Genomic DNA, 20,875 nt, shown 5'->3' with positions numbered 1-20,875 from the left:
CTAACTGCTTTCAGCCATGTATGGATGGTTCCTTCTGGAATACCTAATTCTTTGGCTGCCTTAGCACCGCCGATTTCTCTGGCAAGTTTGACAGCCTGCACCTTATATTCATGGTCATATTTACGTTGGGTACGTGACATTGAGAGTTCCTCCCTATTCTCTTTACTATACATGAATTCTTTGAGAATAAGCTGTCAACTTTATTTATACAACATCAATTTGAATATGGGCGTCGATCTGCCATCCCTGCGCCTATCAATCAGTGATTATGTAACGCTGATTATGGGCGGCAGTGAGGTTGGCTTTTCGATTGGCGCGCCGGTATTTGTTAAGAAAAAGTCCGAGCAGTCCCACACTTCGTCGACGCATAGCTCGTGGAGCAACGTGGATGTGATTGACGCAAATGCGGGTATCATGAATGGGATAAAAGAGGCCTTTACGGACCCGAACAAGATCATCGACTCTGAGATATGGGAGAATGCAGTACGCGCACAACAGGCAGCGGCTGACGGCGATAGTGTCGTTACCAGCAAAAAAATGCAATTCGCAATAGCTTTTAATGTGACGGTCATGTTCAAATACAGCCCGGTGGATAATACCTACTATTTCAGCTCCGCACTGATTCTGATGCAGTTCGGTTTTGAGTTTTCCATGACATACCGCCTGACTGTGTGCCCGATTATTCATGCGTATTTTACGATCGGAGGCAACCTTAAAACGGCAGGCAGTATTTCAAATAAGCGTGAAGTTGTGGAAGATACTGCGAGTGCTTTTGATCCGGATAAAGCGCCGGTCGGACAAGGGAGCGCGAGCAGCGCCGAATACCAGAGCGGTCGTCTTGCGCATAACGCTGTCAATCTGCATACGGGAAGTAATTCGGATTGGAAAGTAACAAACGATCAGGGGGCTTCTGGGCGTAAGGTGCTTACCGGAATAAAGGGTGATGCATTTACGATCACCAGCCCCTCCGATGCCCTCAACCTGTATTTTACTGGTAAGTTCAAAGTTGAGATGAAGCAGAACGACATATGGAAAAACCTGGGGTATGTCGCTTCGGATGGCTCTGCACCAGTACTGGTGATGTTTGATGAAAAGGTGGATGGGAGCGCCGCGCTGGAGGTACGTATCACTGTACTGGATGAAACCGCAAGCTTTGACCGCGCAGTGCCCATTTCCTCAGTACGCAGCGATACGACTTTTGACACTTTGGTAATTACGCCGTTCCTCTTTATGGAAGTAGGCGCGGGCATTGGTGTGGACTGTCTCAAAGCGGAGATCTTTTTCAAGGCGCATCTGACCATGACCATGTCGATCTCACCGAAACCGGAAGCGCAGACAACGGGCGATGCTGCTACGACATCGCTGCTGGGGGCGTCTGCTGACATTGTTGCATTGGATGATACGATCTCAGCGATGGCGGACTCCACCGAAAAACAGTTCACCTTTGATAGCATGGGCTTCCGCGCAGGGTTTGGTGTGCGTGTTGTGTTCCTGCTATTCAACTTCGAGCTGAGAGCCATCCAGTTTGGCATTGACTATGATAGAAAAAAGGTGGGCAACCCGTCGGACGGCTTCCACGATAACGGCTGACGCTTTGCATGGTATGCACTGAACGATTCTTACACGCTGGAAACCTACGATCTTCAGGATATTGACGATAGTGATGGCTTCCCCGGTGTTAAAATCACATTGCCTTCTAATACCTTTACTGCGCAGCAGATGTTCGGCCCGGATGACGCGGAGATGGTGATGGATCAGATTGATGCGCTGGCGTTTAACCCGCAGGATCTGCCCACCAACGAGTTCCAGATTTCAGGCTATTCGTCCTCAGGGAATGCGTTCCGATTGGCATCCAATTTGTCTTCGGGTACGAAGCACCAGCTACTCACTGTGGGCAATGAAAATTATCTGCTTTATACCGTTAGCCGCGAAGATGCGAAGCATGCAGTGGATTCGAGCATGTTGGTGCTATCCAAGGTGCAGAGCACCGGTGAGTCGGTCGGTTTGGCACATCCAGTGACCGGCAGTACTGAGCTCAACCAGAACTACCTGCCTATTGACGATGACAAGACGGGTGACTTGGACTTCAGGGCAGAGGTGCAGGGTGACCGCATCCACGTTGTCTGGGTCAGCTATAAGAGCCCAACAGAGAGCGACGGCTCAGTATCCAGCGTTGCTATGCCAGAGGCAAGCATTGCTCGTCCGCAGTATCAGGATGGGACTGGCCAGTGGGTTTCGATGAACGCGGACAACTACACAGACACACGTTTCATACCTGTAAAACCCGAGTCAACTGATTTGCCAGCGGGTGACACCGATGCACAGCAGGCTGCCACACCCGGTGTGCAGGCAGATGATACAAGATCGTCAGAGTACAATATCACGGCAGATACTGATATCACGCTGTCATCGGATATGGCATTGCAGCTTGATCGGTCGCCGCAGGAGCAAAGCACAGCTGATGAGGCTGAGTATGAGAAGAAGAAAGCTGCCTATGATGCATGGCATGCCTATTTCAGCAGCCGCAGCAAGGCAACGGATGATCTGCAGCAATTATTAGCCAAGTCGGCGCATAATACGGAGCTGAAATACGCCTCGTTTGCGGTCAACGGTGGGAAGAGCAGCGTGACCGACCAATACACGCTATCGAAGGATACGCAAGGTTATCAATTCCTGCCGGCTGTCAGTCAGGATGGCAGATTGGCTTTCTATGCTCGTACCAATCACTATAGCGAGGAAGAAAAAACTGCGGCACAGCAAAAGGCAAAGGAGTATTATGAGGCCAGCCGCGGCAGTTACAGCACCGATAGCGACGGTGTGAGCACGGGTCAGGGTGATCCTACGGCAGCTTTCCGCTATGCATTTGAAACCTCGATGAACGATGTGTATGGGAAAAATACCGAGCTCTGGTTCGCCTATCAGATGACGCAGGCTGATGGGACGACTTCGGTGGTGACCACCGGCTTTACGCCGGAGGACTGGGATAAGGCCGGTATGCGTCTGACCAGTGTCGACATGGTGAGCAATAGTGACAACACCTTTTACTTGGCCTATACTGCTACGCAGAGCGAAATGGCGGTTGACGCGAATCGCTATGGCGACAGGAATGTGCATAAGCTGTATCTGCAAAAGGGGGAGGTAGATACTGCGACTGGAAAAGTCACATTGGATACTGCAAAGATGCTGCGTCAGTTGGTGGATATTAACGATATGGGCATGGGAGGTACGCTTACCAGCGGACTGAGCACGCTGTCCGGAGGTTCCGGCGCTACGCAGGATGGCGTGTATGCTGACAATGGCAATGGAGCCCAGCTGGTTGAGGCTGTTGAGGATCCTTATTTTGGCAAGGTGCGCTTCCTCACCGGCAAGCTGGGCGCCTTGAGTGGCACGGAGGAGAATTTCGGTGAGAGCCTTGCGCTTACTCCGTTGTCTGCTGACAGCAGCGTGTTCTTGCTCTTTGAAATGAGCGGCGCGACTTATGTGGTGCCACAGGATAGCCTGGAGAGTATTACGGAAAGCGGTACAGGCGCAGTGATCCCCTTCTTCCGGCCTACGATGGAAGATCGTACCCGCAGCGGTATGGCCATCGGTGCGGATGGTGATGGCAACATCGCGGCCGTATATACCGACACCGTACCCAATACGACCAATAACGCGATTTATGTCAGCAAATATGATCCCAATACCGCGTCTTTTGGCGAGGGGCGTATGCTGGCGATGAATCATATGCAGGTATATGAGGATGCCATTGCCGGCGGCTGGAGCGCGGAGGAGACCGAGCAGGCTTTTCATGGCAAGCTTGCAGGTTATGCCGGCGGCAGCATGTCCACTTTCGTGTTCTCCGATTTGGAGGTAGCGGTGGGTCTCACCAAGGGTCAACCGGTGCAGTCTGCGCCGCCGGAGGATGGACAGGGCGCCCCGCCTGTCACTGCCGATCGCTCAACGCTGCTTATACTGGCCCAAGGCACGCAGACGGCGCTAACGGAGCAAGAGTTTTTGGGTGAGGACGACGGGGATCAGGTGGTATTGCCTAAGTATGACGACAAGGGAAAATTGGTTAGCAATACCGGCTACTATGCGTTGTCGTTTGGCGTAGGCGAAAAAAACGTGGGCGAGGGATTGATTACCTTTGCCGACCCTGATTTTACGCCGGGTACACAGCTCTTGCCTACGATTTCCTTCAAAAACACAGGTGATGTGGCGCTGCGCGGCTCTGAGGATGCCCCCATCACGATTGAGTTATGGATCTCCGGCCAGCCGGTCAGCGGTGTGCGCGGCGCTGGGCAGAGGCTTGCCCAGTGGATCGTTGAAGAAAATATCGCTGTTGGGCAAAGTGTGGAAATTACCCCCGAGCTGTACACCAGCCCGCTGCCGGACAAGCTTGCCGAGCGTGCAATTTACTTTACCGTATCTGAAACTGCTTGGAGCGACGAGAATCCCGCAGGTGTGCAAGATGCGCTGCAATACAGCTCACTTACGGCGCCGGGTGGCACTGTGAGGATCATTCCTTCGCGTCCGGAGCTGGCAGTAGACGATCTGGATTTCCAGACGGTCGGTGTGGAAGGAGACAATGTGCGGGTTGCAGTCAGTATGCAAGTCAGCAACCGTGGCAGTGTGGCCGCAAGTGCGCCCTATGTGCAGTTCTCTCGCCAGACCGGCATGTCTGATGGACGGGATGGTATGATTGCGGGTCAGGCTATCTATGAGCCGATAGATATTTCCTCCGGTCGGTTTGAGATTTCCAACCAGCAGTTGCTCAGCCTCATGGATGCTTCGAGCGATATGGCGCTGGGAATTTTACAACTGCAAGGTGCAGACGGTAAGGATCTGAAGGCTGGTCACATGCGTACAGTTACCGGCACTATGCTGATACCGCGCAGCGTATATAACACGGCTGGCGCTAACGGCAGCGTCAACCTACGGGTCACGGTGTTCGATGCCAATGCGGATACTGCCACCCTATCTGCCGCCGGCGTGCAGACATCCTCCTTTGAGAACGAGTATACCAGTTCGAATAACAGCGCGTTCTATACGCTTGAGCCTGTTAGTCTTTTCGCTGCGCCGGCGAAGATCACGCTGCCGTTGGGAAGCACGATGCGCTTGAGCCTGCCGGTAACTACCGCAGGGCCGAATCAGCCGGTAATCACTGTAAATGAGATAGTAGGCCCGGCGCAAGCAGCACATGCGTCTTCCATGGGCACACTCTATTACAGCATGGGCGCTGATCAAACCGGCGCCAATGGCTATCTCACGCTCAGCCCTGAGGCAATGGGCAGCGGCATCATCCGCGTGTCTGATGTAACGACTAATAGCTGGACGGACATTGCCTTTACCGTTACAGAGCCGGGTGAGGGTATTAATATCTTTTCGGATAATGGTATTTTCACCTGGTATGATGCGTCGGGTAAAAAATTTGATCCGAATGAAGCCTCGTCTGCTGCATGGAAATTTCAGCAAAAAGTCATGCAATGGGGGACTAATCAGCAAAGTGCAGGTGCGCCATATCAGTTTGACCTGGCGCATGCAAATGTAGAGGGTGCGTCCTTCTCATTCCAGACCTTGGCTGAAACGCTAAAGCTGTATTTCAGCGGCACGGTGCGCGTTGTCAGCGATTTCCCCGGCTTTGTTTCGCGCACCTATACGGCAAACGGCGGCAATGGAGCGGATGGCTTTGCTACTATTGAACTGGGAGAAAACCCACTCAATGAAGCACACACCGTGACAGTGATCGCTGCTTCAGATAATGTCTCGTTTGACCGCGTTGTGGAAACCTTCTCAAACGGTCAGGATATTTTGCCCGATTTGAGCGGGGATGCACCGCAGATTTACTTTGGACAGTCGCTGCCTAAAGCTGGCACGCTTGACCCTGCACAGCTGGCAGATGCGGTCTATCCGCTGACAGTTTATGTGCTGGATGAAGGCGAATTAACCAAACCCACGCTTTCACCAGGAGAAACCGGGGCGGTTATTAAAAGTGAGACTATGCACAATGCAGGCTTCTATGAGATGGAAGTGTCGATCAGACAAAATGGAATTCTGACCATCCGTGCGGCTGACACGGCGGGCAATGTCACGACCCGAACCGTCACAGTAGACTGGTTCAGTACATCGGCTGCCACAGAAGAGCCTTCGTTGCCGATAGACGTTTCCGTGATTTACGTCGATGCTGACGGCCGGCCGTTGGAGAATGTCGATTCCAATCCACAGCTGGCAGCTGGCCAGCATGCGCTGATTCAGGTGAATACCGATTCGGATGCGGAGGTGAGCGTCTGGTACTATAGCATTGATACGACCAACATTCATACGGAATATCGCCTAGACGAAGAGGAGGATGGCTGGTTCCTCATTCGTACCGTAACCACCACAGACGGAGTGGGCAACGTGGTGGGTGAGCCGGAAGTTACCAAAACGCCAGCTGCCGCTGATACTGCCGTGCCTAACAGCAGCAGCCGCCAGCAGAATACGGGGCGATGGTTAGAGATTCCGATGCATGGGGGTGCATATCAGGCGGATAAAAACGGTATTTATCGTGCTAATGCTAAGAAAGCCGAAATGGAAAGCAATTATGTATTCAAGATGGAATGCTTCAATGATGAGCTGCCCACACTCCAACTGGAATATCTGCCCGATGGGCTGGATGGGGAAAATGCCCTGCGCTTTATTGTTTTGCGCGGCAAAAACAGCATTTCTGGTATTTCCGCTGTAACTATTAATGGTTTTAGCGTGTTTACACATCAGCCGTCGGTGCTAGCGGCCGATGCGCCCAGAGGCGTAAGCGGCATACTGCCCATCGCATATGGTGGCATGTACAGCATAGTTGCGACTGATGAGGCAGGAAACCGGCATAATAGTGTGCTGCCTGTTAATATGCCGGTTTGTCCGCTGGATGATACATGGGTAACGGTTGAGAGCACATACAGCGGCAAGCGGAATGGCGGCAGTATCCGCATTGACCCAGACAAGCTGCGTGGCGGAAATTACGATGAGGAGCTATCTGATCCGCAGCAAAACCAGTACGCCAACGTCTATGAGTTTGCGATTGCTAAGGCTGCCGCGCTGACGGGTGAGCAGACAACAACGCCGCTAAAATGGCAGAATGAAGCTGTTTTCAGCGGATTGGCCGCAGGTACTTATACCGTTTATGTGCGTGATGCACAGGATTCCACGGCGCGCACAGGGTACGATCTCGCCCATAACTTGACGGTGCAAGACGATACGGTTTCTTTCACTGCTGTGGCAGAGCGCAAGGTAGACAAAGGAACATATGACATTACAGTGCGCGCTGCGGGCGGTAGCGGACAGTACGAGTTCTGCCTCATACCGCGCTTGCATGGTAATGATTCACTTGACACCGCTGGTATTCAGTCCGCTATTAACGCGGATGATGCGCTTGCTTGGAAAGACCAGGGCGGGAGCGAATATGTCTTTACCGAATGTGATTATGGTTGGTATCAGTTGGTCGTGCGTGATAAACAGCAGCAGGACAACTTGCATACCGAACTGTTCTCTACTGCCATTGGCGGTTCATCCACCGGAAACAATACGAGGCAGCCTACAGATTGCGATGAACAATCGCTCATTGATCGCAACCAGAAGGAACCGGTTGTAATCAAGCGTGAGCACTGCGTCGTTATTATTCCGATGGGAACGCTGCGTCAAGGTGATTCGATTGAGGATATGATCGTTTCCATGCCGGATACATTGCTTACACCGCAAACGGCGCATGTGATACAATACACCACGCAGGATGGTCAAAGCGCTATTCAACCATGGAGCATGCTGATAGATGGTCGTATTTTCTACATGGCTGACCGGGTAGGCAAGTATGAACTGGTGCACAGGTCAAGCATACTGCGCGATATACAGGGACACTGGGGAGAGGATATCTTGTATGCAGCTACTGCACGTGATCTGCTGCAGGGCACGGATCAGAATCTAGCCTTGCCCGATGCGGTGATAACACGCGGCATGTTTGTTACCATGTTAGGCAGGCTGCACGGTGTGATCCCCGCGCAGTACAACACGCAGAGCTTCCAAGATGTGAGCGCTGCAGATTGGTTTGCGCCCTATGTGGAATGGGCTCGCCAAAACAATATTGTAGAGGGTGTGGGTAATGGCCGCTTTGACCCGGAGGCAGCTATTACCCGTGAGCAGATGGCGGCTATTCTATATCGGTATGCCCAGTTCTCCGGCTATAATATGCGGGGTAGGGCTGACCTCACAGGCTTCACAGATGAGTGGCGCGTATCCGACTGGGCGCATGTACAAGTAGAATGGATGGTTGCTGGCGGCATGATGAATGGTAAGCCGGATGGCACGCTTGATCCCCACGGTATAGCAACGCGCGTGCAGGGCGCCGCAGTCCTCATCCGTCTGATTGATTATACGCTTCGTGAGCAGTCGGATGATAATCACATGCAGGCTGTCAACAAACTCATAGGTGTAGTTGAGGGTATGCTGCATGAGCTGCTGGATGTCGGCCGGGGACAAGGCGATCTGGCCGGTATGGCCATTGCATCATAAAAAATTAGGACATTTTTGGCTGCTGCAGGCAGGGTATCCTGCCTGCAGTCGCCTATTTTTCGCTTCTATAAAATGAGAGAGGATGTGAGCTTATCAAGCGGTTATTATCGGTGTTGCTGTGTATTGCACTTTTGGCAGAGCTGGGTACACTTCCTGCTGCGGCTGCTGCGGCAGAAGCTGTTCCGGCTATGAGGATGGAGGATGAGTCTGCTGTGCCTGCTGGGACGGCGGACGAAACGATCGCTTCGACTGATGCCCGCCTAGCTATCGTGCCGGAGGATGATGATACGCATGACGGGTATATTGTTAAGCTGCGTGATGACATACCGGTTATACAGTCCTTTTATGCGGACGTGGACCGTATAGGATCAGAAAACCTGCTGGTAGTGGATAGTTTGGAGCAGGCACAGCACATTGAAGAAGAATATATTGAGTACATTGAGCCGAATTACTATGTGGAGTTGTTTACTACAGACACACCAACCTACACACCGAATGACCCGTACTATCTCAGCCATCAGTGGGGATTGCAAAACATTGGGGCGATGACTGCGCATGAGCGCGGCCTGATGGGCGAAGGTGTCACGATTGGCATCATTGATTCGGGCATTAATCGCAGCCATGAGGACTTGGATGCGAATCGTATCAACGGCTTGAACTTTCATGAAGATGGCTTGCCATATGATAAGGATAATTTTGGGCATGGTACATTCGTGGCCGGCATCATTGCGGCGCAGACAGATAATGGTGTGGGACTTGCAGGCATTGCACCCAACACCACGGTAATGGCCTACCGCGTATTTTCAGGTAGGACGACCACAATGGATACAGTGGTCAATGCGCTATATCGCGCCGTGGAAGACGGATGTGATATTATCAATATGAGCCTTGGCACGGTGAATCAGTCCAACACGCTGCGCACAGCTGTGGAGTGGGCACAGAAACAGGGAGTCATTGTCGTCGCTGCGGCGGGAAACAACGGTTCATCGGTGCTGCAATACCCGGCGGCTTATCCGGGCGTAATTGGTGTTGGCTCGGTTGATAAGGACATGAGGGTATCAACCTTCTCTCAACGTAACAGCACAGTTGATGTTACGGCGCCCGGAGGTGGCGTGCCCGGCCTGGATAACATTGCGACGGATGGCTATAAGCTCGACTTAACCTCGAAAAGCAACATGGGCACGTCGTTTGCCGCGCCTGTGGTGTCTGGCATGATTGCGCTTGCATTGGGCTATGATAGCGATATCACCGAGCAGGGCATCCGCTACTTGCTGGAAAGCACTGTCGATGATGCGGGCGCATCTGGCTACGACACGGAATATGGCTACGGCATTGTCAATGTTACGGCATTTGTTGACGAGCTGCAGCGTGAGTTTGCTATCAATTATGAGCTGGATGACGGCATGTTCGCAACGGATGCAGTAGCTGCTTATCGTGTGACGGACAGCACGCTCCCCCTGCCCACGCCTGTTCGCCCTGGCTGGATGTTTACAGGGTGGTATCGTGATAAGGAAGCCGGCGGCAGCCCGGTTACAACGATTCCGGCAGGTTCCTTAGGCGATGTGACACTCTATGCCATCTGGCAGAGAGACGAGGGGGCAGCGGTGGACACGGTCAGCGTCAATGGCATACCTGCCACATTGCAGGAGGATGGCAAGACGTATGAGGTCTATCTGCCTTTTGGCACCGCTCTGACGGCATTCACAGGTGCGGAAATTACGGTTCGGCCGAGCAAACCGGACAGCCAGGTCAGCTCACCGCAAACGACCGACGGCGGCAATCATTGGAGCTTTACCGTTACGGGCGCTTCCAGTACACCAGTTACTTACACACTTCGCATACGGCTCGAGCAGCTGCATGTGGCTGAGGGACAACAAGCTCAGACGGGTATAGCGCGCCCTGCCTCGCTGGATACGCTAACGGCTGCTGTACCTTATATAGCGGATGCCGCAGCGTGGTTCCAGTATGGCACAGAAGCGAATTTGCCGGGTGATTTCACCTGTATTGCATCGGTTGAAGAAGGGGAAGGGACACTGACGGTTGAGGGATCAAAGCTGACCTATATGCCGGCTGGCGCAGATGCAGGTAAGAGCGTTCGGTTACATGTGCAGGGCGCAAGCAACGGACGAGTGGCGGGTGACGTCACGGTCACGCTCACGGTAGATGCTATCCCTCCAAGCCAACCGACTGTGGTGCAAAGCGTCGTTTCCTTTGATCGCGATACAATGCTGCAGGTCGAGATTCCGCTCATGCTGTTTGGCAATCCGATCACTGGCGTAGTGGTTGACAGTGTATCGTTAGAAGAGACACAGTACAGGCTTGGCGAAATCAGCACGAATGGTACGTCTGCACTGATAGTGGATGGCGGAGCGCTTACCTCATTGTCGGATGGCTTTTATATGGTATATATTTTCTTTGGGACGGAAGAGCCCTTGAAGGTTATGCTGGAAATAAAGAGCGGCATACCGCGTTATACCATCACCTTCCAGAGCGAAGATAAGATATATAGTCGTGCTGACGCAGTACGCGAGGGAACTGTGATTTCGCTGCCTACGCCGCCCAGTCGTCAAGGCTATACGTTTGATGGCTGGTATACCGAGCAGAATGGTGGTACGCGGTTTACCGAGCAAACCCCTGTACATGCTTCCTTGACGGTTTATGCCCATTGGAGCACTAACACCGGCGGCGGGTCTGCTGGCGGTGGCGGTGGGTCTGGCGGCGGCGGGTCTGCTGGCGGCGGTGGAGCTGCTGGCGGCGGCAGTCAGGCAGCCGAAGCACCAATGCAGGACAGTGCCAATAAGATAATGGAAATCGACGGCACAATTCAATTCACACGTGTGGAGCAGCGAATCACAGCCGAGCAGTCGGTAGTGCTGGTCGATTACAATAGCAGGGCCGCTATCGAGCTGCAGACGGAGGCGCTGCATGTAGTAGTGCCTGCGGGGACGCTGTCCAAGGGTTTTGATGTGAACCGTTTACTGCCAGATTGGGACAGTGCTGCCAATATATCCGGTCAGGTGCTGATCTGCACGGATGACAACGGCGAGCGCCATGTGCTGCCGTGGGTAATCATCCAGCCGGACGGGGTAACATTTACGGCGAGTCAGGCAGGCACATATGAAATCATAGATGCAGGTCTGGATTTTAACGATGTGTCAGGGTCAGCGTGGTATGCGGAGGCAGTATCGTTTGTCTCGGCACGTGGGCTGCTGCGTGGCACGGGGCAGGCGCACTTTGAGCCCGAAGGCTCTCTCACCCGCGGAATGCTGATGACTGGACTGGCCCGATTGGATGGTGTGAACACCGCGGGCGGTGCGGTATGGTATGAGGCAGGCATGAAATGGGCGATGGATGCGGGCGTGAGTGACGGCAGCAATCCGGGCGGCCGATTGACCCGTGAGCAGGCGGCGGCTATGCTGTGGAGATATGCGGATTCGCCGGTCGTTAACGGCACACTGGATGGCTTTACGGACGCAGAACAATGCAGCGACTATGCTGTAACGGCGATCGGTTGGGCAATACAGCAGGGTATTTTGACAGGAGATGGCGAAGGGCGTCTTGATCCGCAGGGTGAAATCACACGCGCGCAGCTGGCGGCTATGCTGATGCGGTTTGTGCAAAGCGTGCAAAATACTGCGTACACTTAAGGCGCTATTATCCAATGCGCCTCGAGGTGAGGGCAAAACTTGTTCTGGATTGTCTGGGCATCGTATATCCTATATTTTGGCGAGCCGCTTTACCGCGGCTCGCTTTTTATTGGCCGGCATAAAAGCAGAGTCCCGATATGCAAGGGGTGCTGTCAATACTGGGATTTTCTCAATCAGTATCCACATGCAAAGCGTGAAAAACAGCCTCTGAAGTAGCATTGAAAAGCCTTCGGCCCGCGGAACCTTGAAGGCAATATGCCGTATCATAAGTGCAAGAGAAACGGTTAAAAACGGACAAAAGCCTGCACTTGGAAGACAGCTATGTACCGCTGCAGCAATGGCCCGATACGCGCTGGCTGTATTAAATATTACGAATTATGAAATTGTAAATTCTTCAAAAATGATTGGACATTTTCACCGGAGACGTGCTATACTATATATAGCAAAATCCTCAATAGTATCTTGGGCTGTGCGCCCGATAGGAGATGATGTTATGAAGTTCACCATCGTCGAGAGAAAAACCAAGATCGCTGATGACCTGCGTGAATACGCACTGAGAAAGGTTGAAAAGCTGGATCGGTACTTCCATCAGGATTCCGACGCCACGCTGACATTCAGTGAGCTGCGCGGCAAGCAGACGGTAGAGATCACGGTGCGTCAGGCCGGGTTGGTCGTGCGCGCGGAGGAGACCACTACCGATATGTTCGCCTCGGTCGACGGTGCAATCAGCAGCATCGAGCGCCAGATCCGCAAGCACAAGACAAGACTGGAAAAGCGCCTACGTGAAGGCGCGTTCGACAAGCTGGCGGAGCAGCAGGCCGCACTCGCTGAGGAAGCCTTTGAAGTGATCCGCCGTAAGCGCTTTGAGGTCAAGCCTATGAGTGTGGATGAGGCAATCCTTCAGATGAACCTGCTCGATCACCAGTTCTATTTCTTCCGCAACGCGGATAACGGCAATATCCACGCCGTTGTGTACAAGCGCGCGGAGGGCGGTTACGGCCTGATCGAGGACGAGGACTGATTCGCTCCCCTAGGGGACAGGCTATGGGCGTCGATAACGGAAAATATGAGCCGGCAGGCATGGTCTGCCGGCTCTTTTTAAGGGGTTTTTATGAATCTATGCGATATTGATGTGATTCGTGCGGTTTTGGGACGGCATGGCTTTCGTTTTTCCAAATCGCTCGGGCAAAATTTTCTGACTGATGCCAGCGTGCCGCAGCGCATCGCCGCGTACAGCGGCGCGGACAGGGTGGGTAACGTGGTCGAGATCGGCCCCGGCATGGGCTGCCTGACAGCCGAGCTGTGCCGCCGGGCGAATAAAGTCATCGCGGTCGAGCTGGATCGTGCGCTGCTGCCCGTGCTGGCGGAAACGCTCGCAGGGTTTGACAATTGTGAGGTCGTGCAGGGTGATGTGCTCGCGCTCGATCTGGCCGCGCTCTGCCGGGAGAAATTCGGGGTGCAAGGGGCTGTCGCCTGCGCCAACTTGCCGTATTATATCACTACGCCCGCGATCACCGCGCTGCTGGAAAGCCGCGCGTTTGAAACGATCACTGTCATGGTGCAGCGAGAGGTCGCACAGCGCATCTGCGCCCAGCCGGGCACGGCGGCATATGGGGCGTTTTCTATCTACGTGCAGTATTGGGCGCAGCCGGAAATCCTGTTTGATGTGCCCGCGAATTGCTTTGTGCCGCAGCCCAAAGTCGATTCGGCTGTGCTGCAGCTAACGCCGCTGGCGCAGCCTGCGGTCGCGGTGCGGGATGAAAAGCTGTTTTTCGCGCTGGTGCGCGCGGCGTTCAATATGCGGCGCAAAACGCTGGTCAACGCGCTCGTGCCGCTGCTGGGCGGCCGGCTGGACAAGGCGGGCATCGCCGCGCTGCTTGAGTCGGTCGGACTGGACGCGCGGGTGCGCGGCGAGCGCTTGTCCCTACAGGAGTTTGCCGCGCTGGCGGATAAGGTGGCCGAGCTGCCGGAGGAGGTTTGACGGATGGCGACAGACCCGGCATTCGCGCGCTATGTGTGCGCGCAGCTCGCAGATGCGGGCGAAATCGTCTGCAAGCGGCTGTTCGGGGAATACGGTCTGTGGCATGACGGTGTGTTCTTCGGCACGATTGAGGATAATATGCTGTGCCTGAAGATCACTGCGCCCGGCCGCGCGCTGCTGCCGCAGGCAGAGATCGTCGAGCCGCACGAAGGGGCGCGCTTTCTGCATGTCGAGCAGCTGGACGACCGCGCGCTGCTGGCCGAGCTGGTGCGGCAGACTTGCGGGGCGCTGCCCGCGCCGCGCCGCCGCAGAAAAAAGGGAGTCTGACAAAGGTCAGACCCCCAGCAGGAGCAGCGCGCCGATCAGCATTAGCTCATCCCAGTCGGTTTCGTTGCCGTCTCCGAGCAGAAACCATACAATAATCAGCACGATCAGAGTATCCATATCGATCTTTACGTTTTTCAGCCGGTCGGTCAGGCTGCGCCCCAGATCGGAGAATACCGCCGCCGCCTGCGCGGACTTTGACTCACCGCAATCATCGGGCGGCGGAGGCGGCTGCGCGCATGGTGCCTGCGTATGTAGCGGCGCTTGCTCAGCCGCGGCAAGGTATTGGTTGTACAAGGTGTGCTCTCCTTTCTGTGCAGGTCACAGCGCCTGCGTGCCCTCGTCCGGCGCACTGCTGGGGTGGCCGAACTGCTCGAGCGCGGCGCGCGCCATGCGCGCCATGCTGACAAGACGCATGGCGTGGTCGAACTGCCCGGCCACCTCGGAGGTGACAAAGGGCTTGAGCGCCCCGAGCAGGGCGCGTTTTTCCGGGCCGACCGCGCTCTGGCCGCTCTGCACGACCGCACCGATGACGGGCAGCGCGCGCTCCATCAGCTCGCTCGAGGGGTCGTAATCCTGCTGCTGCGGGGAAGCGGCGGGCGGCGCCCCGCCGCCGAGCATACCGGAAACCGCCTTGACTGCGTTTTGCAGCGCTTCCGGGTCGCTCAGCAGCGAGGACAGCATATCGTTATCCATATTCGCCCCTCCTTATTTACCGAGCAGCTTTTTCAGCTGCGCGGCCAGTGCCGCACCCTCCTGCGTGTGCATCAGCTGCTGCGCAAGGCGGGCGGCTTCGGTCATATCACCGCGCTGCGCGGCCTGTGCGGCGCGCTCCAGCTCGGCCGCATGCCGCGCGGAGATAACTTGTGCAGCCTTGCGGCCGTCGGGGGTGTTCAGTGCAGCGCGGAGCTGGTCGGCGGCCTGCGGGTTGCCGGCCTGCGCAGCCAGACGGCGGAGTATCTCATTTTGATCGGGCATCGTTTCCCATCCCTTTCTTAAGCTTGCTTCAGTGCCAGTATATGCGGGGAAGGAGAAAAATGTGAGCCGCTGGCTTTACAAGCGCGCTTTGGCGGTGTAAAATACTGCTGTATCTGTATTCAAGGGAGGAAAAGCGGGTGAAGGTACTGGTCTTTTCCGATTCGCATAGCTATAACGCCGGCATGTTTTGGGCAGTCGAGCGGGAAGCGCCCGACGCGGTGCTCCATCTGGGCGACCATACGGACGACGCGCGCGAGCTGGAACGCGCGTGGCCGCAGCTGCCGGTGTACCGGGTGCGCGGCAATAACGATTATCAGCCCGATACGCCGCTGTACGCCTGCGTCAGACTGGGCGGCGTACCGGTTTACATCACACACGGACACCGCGACCGGGTCTCGATGCTCGGCTGCGGCATCGTGCCGCAGCGGGCGCGGGAGGAGGGCTGCGGCCTTGCATTTTTCGGCCATACGCACCGTATGATGCTCGAGCGCGTGGGCGGTGTGCTGGTCTGCAATCCGGGCAGCATCAGCCTGCCGCGGGATGGTCGGGCAGGCTTTGCGCGGCTGACCATCGAGGACGGACAGGCGCGGCTGCTTGCGCTGCTCAGTGAGGACGGCGCACTGCTGCGGCAGGAAAGAATCGGATAGGAAAGGGAAAAGACATGCTGCTGACAATAGACGTAGGCAATACAAATATGGTGTTTGGCTTGTACGAGGGCGACGCGCTGCGCGGTACGTTCCGCATCTCGACCAATGCCGAGCGAACCTCGGACGAGCTGGGGATGCAGATCTCGCAGTATTACCACTTTCACGGCATCGACCGCGCGGAGACCTCGGCGGTCATCATCGCGTCCGTGGTGCCGCAGGTGATGTACACGCTTATCAACGCTATCCGCAAATATCTGCGGGTGCAGCCGCTGGTTGCCGGGCGCGATGTGGCCATCGGCATTGAAAACCGCTATAACAACCCGCGCGAGGTCGGCGCGGATCGGTTGGTCAACGCGGTCTCCGCGGTCGAGCAATACGGCAAGCCGCTCATCGTCGTCGATATCGGCACAGCGACTACCTTTGATGCGATCGACGAGCACGGCGCGTATCAGGGCGGCGTGATCTTTCCGGGCATCAAGGTGGCGATGGAGGCGCTTTTTCACAAGGCATCCAAGCTGCCGCGCGTCGATATCGAGCGGCCGGAAAAGGCCATCGGCAAGACGACCGTGCAGTCGATGCAGTCGGGCGCGGTGCGCGGTTATGTGGGCGCGCTGGCGGGCATTATCACTGATATCCGGCAGGAGCTGGGCGGGCAGGTGCGCGTGGTCGCCACGGGCGGCATGGGGCGCATGATGGCGCAATACTGCGCGCTGATCGACGAGGTTGCGCCCAACCTGACGCTGGATGGCCTGCGCCTGATCTACGAGAGAAACCGGGAGGCCTTTGAAAACCGCCAGCTCGACGGCGAGATATGCCTGATCGACGTGCCGGGGGACAACTGACAAAAAAGAAAAGCCATGCGGAAGCGCTGTTCCGCGTGGCTTTTTCGCTGTTATATGCAAAGACGGTTACTTTTTTGCAGCAGGATAGGAAGGGCACACCGTGCCCAGCGCGCAGTTTTCGCATTTGGGGCTGCGTGCGGTGCAGCACTCGCGTCCATGCAGCACCAGCCGGTGGCAGAAATCGGACGATTCCTTGGGGTCGAGCAGACGGCGCAGCGCGGTCTCGACCTTGACCGGATCCTTCTGGTTTTTGACAAAGCCAAGCCGGTTGGACAGACGGATACAGTGCGTGTCCGCCACAACGGCAGGCTGGCCGAAAATATCGCCCAGCACAAGGTTTGCGGTCTTGCGGCCAACGCCGGGCAGCCGCAGCAGATCGTCCATATTGTCCGGCACGCGGCCGTCAAACTCGGCCAGCAGCATGATCGCACAGTTTTTCAAATCGCGCGCCTTGGTGCGGAACAGTCCGCAGGTTTTGATCGCCTCAGCGATCTCGCCCTCGGTCGCGGCGGCGTAGCTCTCAAGCGTAGGGAACTGCCGGAACAGCGTTTCGGTGACGATATTGACGCGCGCATCCGTGCATTGCGCGGACAGGCGCGTGGCGAACAGCAGCTCATAATCATGTGTGTAGTGCAGTGCGCAGGTCGCGTCCGGATAGGTGGCTTTGAGCAGCTCGGTCACGGCGGCGGCGCGTTCTTTTTTTGTCATGTCAGCGCTCCCGAAAAGCATAGTATTTTATCAAAATTAGTGTAGCAGATTCGGCAGGAGAAAGCAAGAGAAGAATATGTGGCGGCATGAAGGCAACACCATATAATTCGGTAAGAGCGACTTGCGAGAAAATTCCGGGTACGGATGAGGCGCAATTGTACAGCAATATTTGATGTATTGCAGGTAATTGCGACAAAATCACGGCGCAAAATTGCCGAAAAGCGCCGAAGATGCAATGGTGGGGTGTTGTCTTAAACAAAATCAACATGAAAGATGTGGGAAACTGCTGCAAAATCCATCTGTTTGCCAATAGAAACCGCGTGAAAAATATGGTTTAATAATGTCACAGTAAATATCACACGTTAGATGGAGGTTGAAACATGGTACGCGAGGCAATGAACTTTGTAAAGGCGTATGATCCTGAGCTTGGCCGCATGATGCAGGCGGAGTATGATCGTCAGCAGCGCAATATTGAGCTGATCGCTTCGGAAAACATCGTCAGCGAGGCTGTGATGGCCGCGATGGGTTCGGTACTGACCAACAAATATGCGGAGGGTTATCCGGGCAAGCGTTACTACGGCGGCTGTGAGTGTGTCGACGAGGTCGAAAACCTTGCTATCAAACGTGTTTGTGAGATATTCGGCGCAAAGTATGCCAATGTACAGCCGCACTCGGGCGCGCAGGCCAATATGGCGGTTTATCAGGCACTCTGCCAGCCGGGCGATACCGTGCTGGGCATGAGCCTCAACAACGGCGGCCACTTGACCCACGGCTCGCCGGTCAACCAGTCCGGCCTGCTGTACCATATCGTGTCCTACGGCGTCGATGAGAACGGCTTGATTGATTATGACGCAGTGCGCGCGCTGGCCAAGAAGGAGAAGCCCAAGATGATCATCGCGGGCGCTTCGGCCTATCCGCGCGCGATCGACTTTGCAAAATTTGCCGATATCGCGCACGAGGTCGGCGCGTACCTGTTTGTGGATATGGCGCATATCGCCGGTTTGGTCGCGGCGGGGCTGCATATGAATCCGCTGCCGTATGCCGATGTCGTCACCACCACAACGCACAAGACCCTGCGCGGCCCGCGCGGCGGTCTCATCCTGTCGAATAATGAGGAGCTGGGCCAAAAGTTCAATAAGGCAATCTTTCCTGGCACGCAGGGCGGCCCGTTGATGCATGTTATTGCCGCCAAGGCGGTCTGCTTCAGTGAAGCGCTGCGGCCCGAGTTCAAGGCTTATCAGAAGCAGGTGATCAACAATGCTAAGGCGCTGGCCGGGGCGCTGCTGGAGCAGGGCTTTGATCTGGTCGCCGGCGGCACGGACAACCACCTGATCCTGATCGACCTGCGCAAGACCGGCGTGACCGGCAAGGAACTGCAGTACCGCCTGGACGAGGTGTACATCACGGCCAACAAAAACGCGATCCCGAACGATCCGGCCAGCCCGTTTGTCACCTCGGGGCAGCGCGTTGGTACGCCGGCCGTCACCTCCCGCGGCTTTAAGGAGCCTGAAATGCTGCGCATCGCTGAATTCATCTGGCAGGCTGCTACCGATTTTGAAGGCAAGGCCGATTTGATCCGCCACAACGTTTGCGACATTTGCTCGCAGTATCCGATCTACTGATTCAAGTAAAATAAGCTAAGGCTCAGGTAAGCGGATATGCTCCTTGGATAAAAGATGGCCCTATCCGGTGCGTGGGGAGCATATCAGCGACCTGAGCTTCTTTGCGGCTGAAAGCTGGACGGAAAAGTGGAAAAGACAGGCACAGGTCGTGTCTGCGGGGTGATAAATGCACCCGCCGGTGTGGCATAATAGAAGCAGTATGAAAAAGGGAAAGGCGGAACGATAACAATGGCAATGGAACTGAAACTGACGGGTTTGCAGGGCTTTGTGGGCGAAGCAGAGCTGCAAAATATGGCGCCGCAGGTGGAGGTGGCGCAGACCGTGCTGCATAGCCGGTCGGGCGCGGGCAATGACTTCCTTGGCTGGCTTGACCTGCCGGAAAACTATGACCAGGAGGAGTTTGCGCGCATCAAGGCGGCAGCGAAGAAGATACAGAACAACTGCGAGGTGCTGGTCGTCATCGGCATCGGCGGCTCGTATCTCGGCGCGCGTGCTGCGATCGAGTTTGTCAACGGGCAGATGTACAACGGTGTGCGCCCCGCTGGTATTCCCGAGGTCTACTTTGTCGGCAGCAGCATCTCGTCGGCTTATCTGAATGATGTGGTCAAGATCATCGGTGCGCGCGATTTCTGCATCAATGTCATCTCCAAATCGGGCACGACGACCGAACCCGCCATTGCGTTTCGCATCTTCAAGAAGCTGATCGAGGAGAGATATGGCAAGGAGGGCGCGAAGGAGCGCATCTTCGCCACCACCGATCAGGCGCGCGGCGCGCTGAAAAAGCTGGCTGATGACGAGGGGTATGAGACCTTTGTCGTGCCGGATGACGTGGGCGGCCGGTTTTCCGTGCTGACCGCGGTCGGCCTTCTGCCGATGGCGGCGGCGGGCGTCGATATTGATGCGGCGATGGCGGGCGCAGCCGCGGCGCGGCAAGCCTTTGCCGAGGGCGTCAGCCATGACTGCGCCAAGTATGCCGCCCTGCGCAACATCCTGTACCGCAAGGGTAAGGGCGTGGAGATCCTCGTTAACTATGAGCCTGCGCTCGTCATGCTGGGCGAGTGGTTCAAGCAGCTGTTTGACGAGTCCGAGGGCAAGGATCACAAAGGTATTTTCGCCACCTCAGCCAACTTCTCGACCGATCTGCACTCGATCGGCCAGTTCATTCAGGACGGCACCCGTTCGATGTTTGAGACTGTGGTATGGGTCAAGGAGCCGCGCTCGGAGAGCTTTATCGAGGAGACCGCCGAGGATATTGACGGCCTGAACTATCTGGCGGGCAAGAGCGTGCAGTTTGTCAACGCCAAGGCCTATCAGGGTACGCTGATCGCCCATATGGACGGCGGCACGCCCAATATCATCCTCGAGATAGACAAGGCCGATGCATGGCACTTCGGGTATCTGGTCTACTTTTTCGAGAAGGCCTGCGGCATTTCGGGGTATCTGCTCGGCGTCAACCCCTTCGATCAGCCGGGGGTCGAGGCGTATAAGAAGAATATGTTCGCCCTGCTCGGCAAGCCCGGCTATGAGGAGCGCCGTAAGGAGCTGGAGGCAAGGCTGTAAGTTAAGGCAACACCGCACAATTACATCTTCGGCGCTTTGCGGC

General features: G+C 55.6%; 14 protein-coding genes. 10 read left to right on the top strand and 4 right to left on the bottom strand.

The annotated features are described in order from the left end of the window. Positions 1-225: 225 nt before the first annotated feature. From MR935_RS08195 to MR935_RS08170, 6 genes are all read left to right on the top strand, one after another. The gene (locus tag MR935_RS08195; protein ID WP_290572635.1) at positions 226-1,590 is read left to right on the top strand and encodes a hypothetical protein; all 1,365 of its coding nucleotides are present in this window, start codon (positions 226-228) and stop codon (positions 1,588-1,590) included. Positions 1,591-1,749: 159 nt separating this feature from the next. Beyond that, positions 1,750-8,523 (top strand): S-layer homology domain-containing protein, encoded by a 6,774-nt coding sequence (locus MR935_RS08190; RefSeq protein ID WP_290572633.1) that lies wholly within the window; start codon positions 1,750-1,752, stop codon positions 8,521-8,523. Between the two features lie 110 nt (positions 8,524-8,633). Further along, positions 8,634-12,170, top strand: a complete 3,537-nt coding sequence (locus MR935_RS08185; RefSeq protein WP_290572631.1) for a S8 family serine peptidase — start codon at positions 8,634-8,636, stop codon at positions 12,168-12,170. A gap of 493 nt (positions 12,171-12,663) precedes the next feature. Beyond that, positions 12,664-13,191 carry a ribosome hibernation-promoting factor, HPF/YfiA family gene (gene hpf / locus MR935_RS08180; protein WP_290572629.1) on the top strand — a complete coding sequence of 176 codons (528 nt, stop codon included), beginning with the start codon at positions 12,664-12,666 and terminating at the stop codon, positions 13,189-13,191. Positions 13,192-13,281: 90 nt separating this feature from the next. Continuing rightward, positions 13,282-14,151, top strand: coding sequence for a 16S rRNA (adenine(1518)-N(6)/adenine(1519)-N(6))-dimethyltransferase RsmA (rsmA, locus tag MR935_RS08175; RefSeq protein WP_290572628.1), 870 nt, complete (start codon positions 13,282-13,284; stop codon positions 14,149-14,151). A gap of 3 nt (positions 14,152-14,154) precedes the next feature. Next, positions 14,155-14,478: a TfoX/Sxy family protein gene (locus tag MR935_RS08170; protein WP_290572627.1), complete on the top strand. Its 324-nt coding sequence runs from the start codon at positions 14,155-14,157 to the stop codon at positions 14,476-14,478. 6 nt (positions 14,479-14,484) lie between these two features. Here MR935_RS08170 and MR935_RS08165 read toward each other — a convergent pair whose 3' ends face one another. From MR935_RS08165 to MR935_RS08155, 3 genes are read right to left on the bottom strand one after another with little or no spacing between them, the layout of a single operon-like run. Next, a complete protein-coding gene (locus MR935_RS08165) occupies positions 14,485-14,772 on the bottom strand; it encodes a hypothetical protein (protein ID WP_290572625.1) in 288 nt (95 codons plus the stop codon). A 24-nt stretch (positions 14,773-14,796) separates the two neighbouring features. Beyond that, entirely contained in the window at positions 14,797-15,171 is a 375-nt protein-coding gene (locus MR935_RS08160) for a hypothetical protein (protein WP_290572624.1), read from the bottom strand. Positions 15,172-15,183: 12 nt separating this feature from the next. Then, positions 15,184-15,453 carry a hypothetical protein gene (locus MR935_RS08155; RefSeq protein WP_290572622.1) on the bottom strand — a complete coding sequence of 90 codons (270 nt, stop codon included), beginning with the start codon at positions 15,451-15,453 and terminating at the stop codon, positions 15,184-15,186. Positions 15,454-15,590: 137 nt separating this feature from the next. Here MR935_RS08155 and MR935_RS08150 point away from each other — a divergent pair, with 137 nt between their 5' ends. Both MR935_RS08150 and MR935_RS08145 read left to right on the top strand, forming a co-directional pair. Continuing rightward, positions 15,591-16,100: a metallophosphoesterase gene (locus MR935_RS08150; RefSeq protein WP_290572620.1), complete on the top strand. Its 510-nt coding sequence runs from the start codon at positions 15,591-15,593 to the stop codon at positions 16,098-16,100. A gap of 14 nt (positions 16,101-16,114) precedes the next feature. Then, positions 16,115-16,942 (top strand): type III pantothenate kinase, encoded by an 828-nt coding sequence (locus tag MR935_RS08145; protein WP_290572618.1) that lies wholly within the window; start codon positions 16,115-16,117, stop codon positions 16,940-16,942. Between the two features lie 66 nt (positions 16,943-17,008). On the opposite strand, the gene nth is transcribed toward MR935_RS08145, so the two are convergent. Then, positions 17,009-17,650: an endonuclease III gene (gene nth / locus MR935_RS08140; RefSeq protein WP_290572616.1), complete on the bottom strand. Its 642-nt coding sequence runs from the start codon at positions 17,648-17,650 to the stop codon at positions 17,009-17,011. Between the two features lie 380 nt (positions 17,651-18,030). Here nth and glyA point away from each other — a divergent pair, with 380 nt between their 5' ends. Both glyA and MR935_RS08130 read left to right on the top strand, forming a co-directional pair. Further along, entirely contained in the window at positions 18,031-19,272 is a 1,242-nt protein-coding gene (gene glyA / locus MR935_RS08135) for a serine hydroxymethyltransferase (RefSeq protein ID WP_290572614.1), read from the top strand. Positions 19,273-19,500: 228 nt separating this feature from the next. After that, positions 19,501-20,832, top strand: coding sequence for a glucose-6-phosphate isomerase (locus MR935_RS08130; protein ID WP_290572612.1), 1,332 nt, complete (start codon positions 19,501-19,503; stop codon positions 20,830-20,832). The last annotated feature ends 43 nt before the right edge of the window (positions 20,833-20,875 follow it).

Origin of the sequence: Agathobaculum sp. (genome assembly GCF_022775115.1) — a bacterium.
Classification (GTDB): Bacteria; Bacillota; Clostridia; order Oscillospirales; family Butyricicoccaceae; genus Agathobaculum.
Note: the sequence above shows the minus strand (reverse complement) of the source record. Positions and strands in the feature narration are given on the sequence as shown.